Source organism: Verrucosispora sp. WMMC514, from assembly GCF_027497295.1.
Taxonomy (GTDB): Bacteria; Actinomycetota; Actinomycetes; order Mycobacteriales; family Micromonosporaceae; genus Micromonospora; species Micromonospora palythoicola.
In genome coordinates this window covers 3,836,547-3,847,617 of record NZ_CP114906.1, presented here as the reverse complement: position 1 = coordinate 3,847,617, position 11,071 = coordinate 3,836,547, and the positions used below count along the sequence as shown (strand labels likewise).

At 73.0% G+C, this 11,071-nt stretch carries 8 protein-coding genes; 7 read left to right on the top strand and 1 reads right to left on the bottom strand.

What is annotated here, in order from left to right; genetic code table 11:
• Positions 1-164: 164 nt before the first annotated feature.
• Positions 165-1,751: a glycosyltransferase family 39 protein gene (locus tag O7597_RS17920; protein ID WP_269739587.1), complete on the top strand. Its 1,587-nt coding sequence runs from the start codon at positions 165-167 to the stop codon at positions 1,749-1,751.
• A gap of 58 nt (positions 1,752-1,809) precedes the next feature.
• On the opposite strand, the gene O7597_RS17915 is transcribed toward O7597_RS17920, so the two are convergent.
• On the bottom strand, positions 1,810-3,078 hold the full coding sequence (locus O7597_RS17915) for a hypothetical protein (protein WP_269739588.1): 1,269 nt from the start codon (positions 3,076-3,078) through the stop codon (positions 1,810-1,812).
• 126 nt (positions 3,079-3,204) lie between these two features.
• On the opposite strand from O7597_RS17915, the gene O7597_RS17910 reads away from it, so the two are divergent.
• Genes O7597_RS17910 through hutH form a run of 6 tightly spaced genes read left to right on the top strand, consistent with a single transcriptional unit; the run spans position 3,205 to position 11,058 of the window.
• Positions 3,205-4,053, top strand: a complete 849-nt coding sequence (locus tag O7597_RS17910) for a MurR/RpiR family transcriptional regulator (protein ID WP_269739589.1) — start codon at positions 3,205-3,207, stop codon at positions 4,051-4,053.
• Between the two features lie 13 nt (positions 4,054-4,066).
• Positions 4,067-5,743 (top strand): urocanate hydratase, encoded by a 1,677-nt coding sequence (hutU, locus tag O7597_RS17905; protein WP_269739590.1) that lies wholly within the window; start codon positions 4,067-4,069, stop codon positions 5,741-5,743.
• 9 nt (positions 5,744-5,752) lie between these two features.
• Complete coding sequence (locus tag O7597_RS17900; protein ID WP_281580207.1) at positions 5,753-6,970, top strand: allantoate amidohydrolase; 1,218 nt, start codon at positions 5,753-5,755, stop codon at positions 6,968-6,970.
• Positions 6,967-8,328 (top strand): formimidoylglutamate deiminase, encoded by a 1,362-nt coding sequence (locus O7597_RS17895; protein ID WP_281580206.1) that lies wholly within the window; start codon positions 6,967-6,969, stop codon positions 8,326-8,328. Before O7597_RS17900 ends, O7597_RS17895 begins: the two co-directional genes overlap by 4 nt.
• Complete coding sequence (gene hutI / locus O7597_RS17890) at positions 8,321-9,526, top strand: imidazolonepropionase (protein WP_269739593.1); 1,206 nt, start codon at positions 8,321-8,323, stop codon at positions 9,524-9,526. Before O7597_RS17895 ends, hutI begins: the two co-directional genes overlap by 8 nt.
• Positions 9,523-11,058: a histidine ammonia-lyase gene (gene hutH, locus O7597_RS17885; protein ID WP_281580205.1), complete on the top strand. Its 1,536-nt coding sequence runs from the start codon at positions 9,523-9,525 to the stop codon at positions 11,056-11,058. Before hutI ends, hutH begins: the two co-directional genes overlap by 4 nt.
• Positions 11,059-11,071: the final 13 nt, after the last annotated feature.

Sequence of the window (11,071 nt, the reverse complement as noted above, 5' to 3'; positions counted from 1 at the left end):
GCGCTCATCGCGACAGTTTCCCCCGCCGCAACAATGCCTGCCCTTGGTAGCGTCTCGCCGTGCCCGAGACGCGCCGCCTCCCGGTCCACCCCGCCTTAGCGGCTGCTGCGCCAGCCCAGTCCCGTTACGGCCGGCAGACGGCGTCCGGGGCGGCACCCTCGATCGTGAAGGCACCGGGCCGGCTCCCCTACTGGTCGCTTGCCGGCATCATCGTCGGGTTTGGTGCGGTGTTGCGGATCCGGCAGTGGACGTTCGGGCGCAGCTTCTGGAGCGACGAACTGTACGTGGCTCACAACCTGCGCGAGCGAAGTTACCTGGAGTTGCTGGAGCCGCTCGCCTTCAGCCAATCTGCCCCGCCAGGTTGGCTCTGGCTCGAACGGCTCTCCCTCCAGCTGTTCGGCCCAACGGAACAGTCGATGCGGCTCGTACCGCTGCTCTTCGGGCTGGCGCTGCTGCCGCTGGTCGGCTGGCTCGGACGGCGGCTCATGCCGCCACTCACCGCGCTCACCGCTCTGCTGCTGGTCGCGATCGCACCCTTCCTCATCGCCTACTCGAACGAACTCAAGCCGTACAGCGCCGAGGCATTCTGCGTGACGCTGCTCGTGGGAACGGCTCTCCTCCTGACCCGCCGGAACAGGTTGACCCGGCGCAGTGGCATCGAGTTCTGGGGAATCGCACTTGTCACGTCCGTACTGAGCACCATGGCCATACCGGTCGCCGCTGCGCTCGGTGTGTTGATTGGGCTGCACACGCTCGTCAGTCCGGGACAGCGGTGGGTGCAGCGGTTGCGTGAACTGGGCCGCTTCCTGCTGCCCGCGCCAATCTGGATCATCGCTGCGTTGTGGATCTATGTAGCGGTCCTGGCACCCGGTCAGAACGACTCCCATCTCCAGGCGTACTGGCTGGGCAAGGCGATCTACCCGTACCAGCCGCTGACGAACGTTCCCGCCACCCTGGACTGGCTCGGTTCGACGTATCGCAGCCTGGCCCGCGTGCCGTTCGTGTCCTGGTCGGCCTGGATAGTCGTACCGTTGCTGGTCACCGGTGCGGTCCTGTGGTGGCGTCGCGTAGCCGCTCTCGCCGTATTGATTCTGATCACCCCGCTGATCGTCGGACTGGTCGGCGCGGCCGCGTCGGTCTACCCGTTCACCGGTCGGCTGGCGCTCTACACGGTGCCGGCTCTGCTGATGCTGGCCAGCCTCGCGGTGGCCGCGCCGGACGCCCGGCACGGCGTTCCCAGTCGCGTCCGCAGGGCGCTCGGTGCGGCGCTTGTCATCGCGCTGGCGGCTCCTCAGCTCGCCCTCGACGTGACGGCGTCAACCCGTCCACAACGCGCCTTCCCGCAGGGTGGGGGTGCCAACGTGGCCGACTACCGGACCGCCCTGCGCCACCTGAGTGACGAGCGGCGTCCGGATGACCTGTTCCTCGCGACCCGGCTGTCCTGGAACTCGCAGTCCTACTACGGCCCGCCAGCCGACGGCTATGTGGCGCCGGCTCCGCCCACCGGTTGTCCACGGCGGACCGTTGCGGAGCTGCTGGCCGGACGGTCCCGGGTCTGGCTGTTCCAGATCACCGACTGGGAGGAGATCGAGAACAGAGATGTCATCGTCCGCCTCGGCAGTCACGGCGGAGCGGTCACGGAGCGAATCTTCCGCGGTGCGCGCCTGGTTCGGATCGACCTTCCCGCCGACGTCACGGTAGGTGCCGACGTCTGTCTGGTCGCTCCACCCGACGGAGCCGCGGTGCGCTGAGGTCCGGCGGTGTCACCGCCGGCCGGTGTCGGGCCCGGGTGGACGATTTGAAACCGGGTCAGCTGTTCCGGTGCCAGAGGTCCCGAAGCGCGTCCCAGTTGCCACCGAGCCCCGCGCCGCAGGGCGTCTCCAGATACAAGGAGCTGAGGCCGTCGTCGCGGCTCCACCAGATCCCGCAAACCGGCCGCCCGTCGTGGCCGTTGCCCGCGTACTCGACGTAGGCGCCTGGGGCTCCACTGGAGCCGCCGGTGCTCTGGGTGGCCTCCCTGAGACCCGGTGCGAGTGCCCGGCCGATGATGCCCATCTCCTGGCGGAAGGTCCGCGCGGCCTCCTTCGTGGCCGCCGACTCGTACCGGGCGAAATGCACGGCCACGCCGCGGTACCGGCAGAAGACGTGCCGGCTCTCACCGTCCAACAGTTCGGGACCACCGACCTCCGTGTCAACCGCGCATCCACCCATCTGCGCCAGCCAGGGCTCGGCGAGCGGCATGAGGTCCCCGTCGAACTTCGTCTTGTTCAACGAGTTCTGCGTCGCGTCGTACAGCGGCGGAGAGGCACTTACCGACGGATCGCCGGCCGGCTCGCCCGACCCGTCGAGCGCGCCGCCGACGAAGAACCCGGCACCACCGGCCAGCAGCGCGGTCAGCACCACACCGCCGATCCAGAGACGGAGCCGGTTACGCGGCGGACGTGCGACGGGTACGATCCTGCGCCCGCCGGACGAGTCGAACGGATCTACGGCGCCGAATGTGCCCGGCGCCGCCGGACCGAATCCCGCGGCCGATACCGGAGTCGCCGCGCCAGCGGACGGTGCCGACGTCCCCACCTGGGGCGCCCCCGGCGAGGCCGGCGCGCCAGAGATCGGGTGCGGAGCTCCGGACGCCGGCTGCTCGGGAATCTGCACCGACCGGTGCACGACAGGTGAGCCCGACACGGGCTGCGGGGCTCCGGACACCGGCTGCGGAGCACCGGAAACCGGCTGTGGCGGCGCGGAGACGGGTGCCCTGGCCTCCGCCTGGATCGGCTGGTAGTCCACCCCGAGCGAGCGCATCAGCCGTTCCGCACCCGGCCCAGCTTCGGCGGGGTAGGCGACCCACGGCGCGGCGGCCGAGAAGTCGGCGTACGTGTACGGCACACCCTCGGGCGCCTCGGCCAACGAGTTAGCCATTCCGGCGAACGCCTCCCGCCAACCCTCGGTGGCGGCGACGGTGGCATCCAGGACTGCCACCGTCACAAGGCGGCCCTGTTCATCGATGGCCGCCCACGCCTTGCCCACCGAAGACCCGCCCAGCATGTGGGTGAACCTGTAGGGCGTTCCCGGCTGCATGCCAACTCCTTCGCTCAACCGCCATGCGGATCCTACAGAGACGGCACCAACTGGCTCGGCCCGCCGCCGCTGGCCGCCCAGAGCCCGGAGTTGCTTGGTGAAAGTTTTCATGCATAGAGTCACGGGATGAATGAGGGAGCTGCCATGGCGTCGACGGAGCGGGTCGTCGGCCTGTTCGACGGCGTCCGGCTCACCCCGACGCAGCGGCGCATCGCGCACTGTCTGGTGCAGCACGCCCCCGCCGTCGGTTACCTCTCCGCCGCCGAGGTCGCCGAGCTGGCCGGGGTCAGCCAGCCCTCGGTCACCCGGTTCGCGGTGGCGTTGGGCCACGACGGCTACCCGGCGCTGCGTCGCCGGCTGCGCGAGCTGACCGCCGCCGCGCCCGGCCCGACCACCGCCGGCAACGAACTTCAGCAGGCGGTACGCGCCGAGATCGGCAACCTGGACCGGCTGGCCGGCCAGTTGGCCGACCGGGAGCGGATCGCCGAGACCGGGCGTCTGCTGGCGGCCAGCCGACCGCTGCCGGTGCTCGGTCTGCGCTCCGCTGCGCCGCTGGCCGCGTACTTCGCGTACTTCGCCGCCAAGGTGCATCCCGACGTGCGGGTGCTCGACGACGGCGGCAGCCTGCTCACCGACCGTCTCGAACAGGCCGCCGAGGCAGGGGCGCGGGCGCTGCTGGCGTTCGTGCTGCCGCGCTATCCCCGGGAGACCCTGGAGGCGCTGCGCGAGGCCCGTGCGGCGGAGCTGACGGTGGTGGCGATCACCGACTCACCGGTGAGCCCGGCGACCGAGCACGCCGACGTGGTGCTACCCGCCGCGGTCGGCGCGCAACTCGTGTTCGACCTGCACACCGCTCCGATGACCCTGGCCATGGTGCTGCTCCAGGCGATCTGCGACGCCGCCCCGGCCGAGACCCAGCGGCGGCTGGAGGCGTTCGAAGCCTCGGCGGCCCGTCGACAGTTGTTCCTCGGTTAGGAGGAGAACCACGATGACGCGATCCGACCAGGCCACGCCCGGCCCGGGAACCAGCATCCACGCCGCACGCGGTACCGAACGCACCGCCCGGGGCTGGCCGCAGGAGGCCGCCCTGCGGATGTTGATGAACAACCTCGACCCCGAGGTCGCCGAGCGCCCCGACGACCTGGTCGTGTACGGCGGCACCGGCCGGGCCGCCCGGGACTGGCCGTCGTACCACGCCCTGGTGCGGACGCTCACCGAGCTGCGCGACGACGAGACGATGCTCGTGCAGTCGGGTCGCCCGGTCGGTGTGCTGCGGACGCACGAGTGGGCGCCCCGGGTGCTGCTGGCCAACTCGAACCTGGTCGGCGACTGGGCGACCTGGCCGGAGTTCCGCCGCCTGGAGCAGCTCGGCCTGACCATGTACGGGCAGATGACCGCCGGCTCGTGGATCTACATCGGCACCCAGGGCATCCTCCAGGGCACCTACGAGACGTTCGCCGCCGTCGCCGCCAAGAAATTCGACGGCACCCTGGCCGGCACGTTGACCCTCACCGCCGGTTGTGGCGGCATGGGCGGGGCGCAGCCGCTCGCGGTCACCATGAACGGTGGTGCCTGTCTGATCGTGGACGTGGACCGCAGCCGACTGGCCCGCCGGGTGCACGACCGCTACCTGGACGAGATCGCCGACGACCTGGACGACGCGGTCGCCCGGGTCCTCGCCGCCAGGCGGGACCGGCGGGCGTTGAGCGTCGGTGTCGTCGGCAACGCCGCCACGGTCTTCCCGGAGCTGCTGCGCCGGGGCGTAACCGTCGACATCGTCACCGACCAGACCAGCGCGCACGATCCGCTGTCGTACCTGCCGGAGGGGGTCGAGCTGGCCGGCGCCCGGGAGTACGCGACGGCCAAGCCGGCCGAGTTCACCGACCGGGCCCGGGCGTCGATGGCGAAGCACGTCGAGGCGATGGTGGGTTTCCTCGACGCGGGCGCGGAGGTCTTCGACTACGGCAACTCGATCCGGGGCGAGGCCCGCCTCGGCGGGTACGATCGCGCCTTCGACTTCCCCGGCTTCGTGCCGGCGTACATCCGGCCGTTGTTCTGCGAGGGCAAGGGACCGTTCCGGTGGGCGGCGCTCTCCGGCGACCCGGCCGACATCGCCGCCACCGACCGGGCGATCCTGGACCTGTTCCCGGAGAACGAGTCCCTCGCCCGGTGGATCCGGCTGGCCGGCGAGCGGGTCGCGTTCCAGGGCCTGCCCGCGCGGATCTGCTGGCTCGGCTACGGCGAGCGGGACAAAGCGGGCGTACGGTTCAACGAGATGGTCGCCTCCGGTGAGCTGAGTGCGCCGGTGGTGATCGGCCGCGACCACCTGGACTGCGGCAGCGTGGCCAGCCCGTACCGGGAGACCGAGGCGATGGCCGACGGCTCGGACGCGATCGCCGACTGGCCCCTACTCAACGCGCTCGTCAACACCGCCAGCGGGGCGTCCTGGGTCTCCATCCACCACGGCGGCGGCGTCGGCATCGGCCGGTCGATCCACGCCGGCCAGGTCTGCGTGGCCGACGGCAGCGCGCTGGCCGGGCAGAAGATCGAGCGGGTGCTGACGAACGACCCGGCGATGGGCGTCATCCGGCACGTCGACGCCGGCTACGACGCCGCCCGCGAGGTGGCCGAGCGCACCGGCGTCCGCGTCCCGATGGCGGAGTGAGGGAAGCTCTTGTTGACGCATTCGGCAGCGGACCAGCACCGGCTGGACAGGTTCCGGCAGCTCTGGGACGAGATCGCCCCGATCGGGCGGGACGAGCGCAGCGGCGGCTACCTGCGGTACGCGCTTACCGAGCCGGAGCTGCGGCTACGGCAGTGGTTCCGGGCGCAGGCCGCCGAGCGGGCCATGCCGGTGACCGGCGACGGCAACGGCAACCTGTTCGCCTGGTGGGGTGACCCGGAGGCCGGGGAGGCGGTGCTGACCGGCAGCCACTTCGACTCGGTGCCGCACGGTGGGGCGTACGACGGTCCGCTGGGCATCGTGAGCGCCTTCCTCGCGGTCGACGAGCTGCGCGCCGCGGGTGTCAGGCCGGCCCGGCCGGTGGCGGTGGCGGCGTTCGTGGAGGAGGAGGGTGCCCGGTTCGGCGTACCGTGCCTGGGGTCCCGGCTGCTCACCGGCGCGCTCGACGTCGAGCGGGCGGCCGGGTTGCGCGACGCCGACGGGGTGAGCTTCGCCGAGGCGCTGGGTGACCGGCCGGCGGGTGCCCGACCGGAGCTGCTCGGCCGCTTCGCGGCCTTCGTGGAGTTGCACGTCGAGCAGGGCCGCGCGCTCGTCGAGCAGGACGCGCCGGTGGCCGTCGCGAGCGCCATCTGGCCGCACGGCCGCTGGCGCTTCGACTTCACCGGCGAGGGCAACCACGCCGGTACGACGCGGATGGCCGACCGCCGGGACCCGATGCTCACGTACGCGTTCACGGTGCTCGCCGCGAACAAGGAGGCCCGGCTGCGCGACGCCCACGCCACCGTCGGTCGGGTGGCGGTGGAGCCGAACGCCACGAACGCCATCCCGTCCAGGGTCACGGGTTGGCTGGACGCCCGGGCGGCCGAGCCGGAGACGCTGACCGGGATGGTGGCGGCCGTGCACGGCAAGGCCACCGAACGGGCCAGGCGCGACGGTACGCGGGTGACGCTGACCGAGGAGTCGGCGACCCCGCTGGTGGCCTTCGACGACGGGATGGCCGACCGATTGGCCGGGCTGCTGGCCGCGCCGGTGCTGCCCACCGGGGCGGGGCACGACGCCGGGGTGCTCGCCGCCCACGTGCCCACCGCGATGCTGTTCGTCCGCAACCCGACCGGGGTGTCGCACTCCCCCGCCGAATCAGCCACCGACGCCGACTGCGCCACCGGGGTGACCGCGCTGGCCAGGGTGCTGGAGGAGTTGCTCCGATGACCGCCATCCGTTGGCTCGCGGAGTACGCCTGGCTCCCCGGGGAGGCCGAGCCGACCCCGGACGTGCTGATCGAGACCGTGCACGACCGGATCACCGGCGTCACAGCGCTCACGCCCGGCGGCCGGCCCGACGCCGGTGTCGAGGTGCTGGCCGACGCGGTGCGGCTGCCGGGGCTGACCCTGCCGGGGCTGGCCAACGCGCACTCGCACGCGTTCCACCGGGCGCTGCGCGGGCGTACCCACGCCGGGCGCGGCGACTTCTGGAGCTGGCGCGACCAGATGTACGCGGTCGCCGGCCGCCTCGACCCCGACTCGTACCTGGCGCTGGCCCGGGCGGTGTACGCCGAGATGGCGCTGGCCGGCATCACCTGTGTGGGCGAGTTCCACTACCTGCATCACCGGCCGGGCGGCAGCCGGTACGCCGACCCGAACGCGATGGGCGCGGCGCTGGTCGAGGCGGCGGCCCAGGCGGGGATCCGGCTGACCCTGCTGGACACCTGCTACCTGACCGCCTCGGTGGACGGCCGGCCGCTGGTCGGGCCGCAGCAGCGGTTCGGTGACGGCGACGCGCTGCGGTGGGCGGAACGGCTCGACGCGTTCAACCCGGACGGCGGGCACGCGCGGCTCGGCGCCGCGATCCACTCGGTACGCGCGGTGCCGGCCGAGCAGCTCGCCACCGTGGCCGGCTGGGCGCACCGCCGCGACGCGCCGCTGCACGTGCACCTGTCGGAGCAGCCCACCGAGAACGACGCCTGCCGGGCGGTGCACGGGTGCACCCCGACGCGGCTGCTCGCCGAGCACGGGGTGCTCGGCCGGGCCACCACGGCGGTGCACGCCACCCATCCGACAAGCGCCGACGTGGGGCTGCTCGGCGACAGCCGGACCGCGGTCTGCCTCTGCCCCACCACCGAGCGGGAGCTGGCCGACGGCATCGGTCCGGCCCGCCGGATGGCCGACGCCGGCATTCCGCTGAGCCTGGGCAGTGACAGCCACGCCGTGATCGACCCGTTCGAGGAGGCACGCGCCGTCGAGCTGGACGAGCGGCTGCGCACCCATAGGCGGGGCCACTTCACCCCGGTGGAGCTGTTCACCGCCGCCAGCAGCGCCGGGCACGCCGCGCTGGGCTGGACCGACGCCGGCCGGATCGCCGTCGGTGACCGCGCCGACCTGGTCACGGTGCGGCTGGACAGCGTACGCACGGCCGGCGTGATCCCGGCGGGCGTCTGGTTCGCGGCGAGCACCGCCGACGTGGCGCAGGTGGTGGTGGACGGTCAGGTGCTGGTCCGCGACGGTCGGCACGTGCGGGTGGACGTGGCGCAGGAACTGGCCATCGCGATCACGGAGGTCACCCGTGTCTAGTCTGCTGGTGGACAACATCGGTGAGCTGGTCACGAATGTGGCCGGTCGCGGCGAGGGCGGGCCGCTGGGGATCCGGCGACGCGCGGCGGTGCTCGTCGAGGACGGCGAGGTGGCCTGGGTGGGCCCGGCGGCCGACGCGCCGCCCGCGGACCGGCGGATCGACGCCGCCGGTGCGGCCGTGCTCCCCGGGTTCGTGGACAGCCACGCCCACCTCGTCTTCGCCGGGGACCGGGCCGCCGAGTTCGCCGCCCGGATGACCGGCGAGCCGTACACCGGTGGCGGTATCCGCACCACGGTCGGCGCCACCCGGGCCGCCTCCGACGGCGAGCTGCGGGCCACCGTGCGCCGGCTGCGCGCGGAGGCGCTACGGCAGGGCAGCACCACGATCGAGATCAAGAGTGGGTACGGCCTCACCGTCGCCGACGAGGCCCGCTCGCTGCGGATCGCCGCCGAGGTCACCGGGGAGACCACCTTCCTCGGCGCGCACGTGGTGCCGGCCGAGTACGCCGACCGCCCCGACGAGTACGTGGGGCTGGTCTGCGGGCCGATGCTGGCCGCCGCCCGGCCGTACGCCCGCTGGATCGACGTGTTCTGCGAGCGGGGCGCCTTCGACGCCGACCATGCCCGGGCGATCCTGACCTGCGGGCAGGCGGTCGGCCTGGACGTGCGGGTACACGCCAACCAGCTCGGCCACGGCCCGGGCGTGCGACTCGGGGTCGAGTTGGGCGCGGCCAGCGTTGACCACTGCACCCACCTGACCGACGCCGACGTCGACGCGTTGGCGTCGACGCGGTTCGACTGCGTGTGCCACGAAGGCGGGCACACCACGACCGTCGCCACCCTGCTGCCCGGCGCCGAGTTCTCCACCCGGTCGCCGTACCCGGACGCGCGCCGGCTGCTCGACGCCGGTGTCACCGTGGCGCTGGCCACCGACTGCAACCCCGGCTCGTCGTACACCTCGTCGATGCCGTTCTGCATCGCGCTGGCCGTCCGCGAGATGGGGATGACCCCGGCGGAGGCGGTCTGGGCCGCGACCGCCGGTGGCGCGCGGGCGCTGCGCCGCGACGACATCGGCGTGCTGCGGCCCGGTGCCCGCGCCGACCTGATCATCCTCGACGCGCCGTCCCACCTGCACCTGGCCTACCGGCCCGGGGTGCCTCTCGTCCGCCAGGTCCTGCACAACGGAGTACCGCGATGACCGTCACCGTCCAGCCCACCGGAATCACCCCCGCCGACGTGCGCGCCGTGGCGCGGGGCGGCGCCAAGGTGGTCCTCGACCCGGCCACCGTCGAGGCGATGGCCACCAGTCGGTCAATCGTGGACGGCATCGAGGCCGCCGGTCGTCCCGTGTACGGCGTGTCGACCGGTTTCGGGGCCCTGGCGAGCACCTTCGTCGCTCCCGAGCGTCGCGCCGAGTTGCAGCACGCGCTGATCCGGTCACACGCCGCCGGCGTCGGCGCGCCGATGCCCCGGGAGGTGGTGCGGGCGATGATGCTGCTGCGGGTCCGCTCGCTGGCGCTCGGCCGCTCCGGGGTACGGCCGCTGGTCGCCGAGGCCCTGGTGGACCTGCTCAACCACGAGGTCACCCCGTGGGTGCCGGAGCACGGTTCGTTGGGCGCCTCCGGTGACCTGGCCCCGCTGGCGCACTGCGCGCTGGTGCTGCTCGGCGAGGGCTGGGTGCTCGGCCCCGACGGCGGACGGGCGCCCGCCGCCGAGGCGCTGCGCCGGGCCGGCCTCACCCCGATCGAGCTGGCCGCCAAGGAGGGGCTGGCACTGATCAACGGCACCGACGGCATGCTCGGCATGCTGCTGCTGGCCATCGACGACGCCGCCCACCTGTTCACCATGGCCGACGTGACCGCCGCCCTCGCCATCGAGGCGATGCTCGGCTCGGAACGGCCGTTCCGGCCGGAACTGCACGCCATCCGTCCGCATCCCGGGCAGGGCGTCTCGGCCGCCAACATCCACCGGTTGTTGCAGCACTCGGCGGTGATGGACTCGCACCGCGACGACCTGGCGCACGCGGTGCAGGACGCCTACTCGATGCGCTGCGCACCGCAGGTGGCCGGCGCGGCCCGGGACACCCTGGACTTCGTCCGGACCACCGCCGCCCGGGAACTGGTCTCGGTGGTGGACAACCCGGTGGTGCTGCCCGACGGTCGGGTCGAGTCGACCGGGAACTTCCACGGCGCGCCCCTGGGCTTCGCAGCGGACTTCCTGGCCATCGCCGCCGCCGAGGTGGGCGCGATCGCCGAGCGTCGGGTGGACCGGCTGCTCGACGTCACCCGGTCCCGGGACCTGCCGGCGTTCCTCTCCCCCGACGCCGGGGTCAACTCCGGGCTGATGATCGCGCAGTACACGGCCGCCGGCATCGTCGCCGAGAACCGCCGGCTGGCCGCGCCGGCCTCGGTGGACTCGCTGCCCACCAGTGGCATGCAGGAGGACCACGTCTCGATGGGCTGGGCGGCGACCAAGAAGCTGCGTACCGTGCTGGACAACCTGGCCAGCCTGCTCGCGGTGGAACTGCTGGCCGCCGTACGCGGTCTGCAGCTGCGGGCGCCGTTGGTTCCGTCACCGGCCGGGCGGGCGGCGATCGCCGCGCTCGGCGGAGCCGTCGGCGAGCCCGGCCCCGACGTCTTCCTCGCCCCGCTGATGGAGGCCGCCCGCGCCGTACTGGCCGGCCCCGACCTCCGTAGCGCCATCGAACAGGAGATCGGTTCCCTCGGCTGACGCGACGGCGCGG

What these genes read in the sequence shown, in the direction of transcription:
- O7597_RS17895 (WP_281580206.1), top strand. Translation starts at nt 6,967, where the DNA reads ATGACCGCCATCCGTTGGCTCGCGGAGTACGCCTGGCTCCCCGGGGAG.
- hutU (WP_269739590.1), top strand. Translation starts at nt 4,067, where the DNA reads ATGACGCGATCCGACCAGGCCACGCCCGGCCCGGGAACCAGCATCCAC.
- hutH (WP_281580205.1), top strand. Translation starts at nt 9,523, where the DNA reads ATGACCGTCACCGTCCAGCCCACCGGAATCACCCCCGCCGACGTGCGC.
- O7597_RS17910 (WP_269739589.1), top strand. Translation starts at nt 3,205, where the DNA reads ATGAATGAGGGAGCTGCCATGGCGTCGACGGAGCGGGTCGTCGGCCTG.
- O7597_RS17915 (WP_269739588.1), bottom strand. Translation starts at nt 3,078, where the DNA reads ATGCAGCCGGGAACGCCCTACAGGTTCACCCACATGCTGGGCGGGTCT.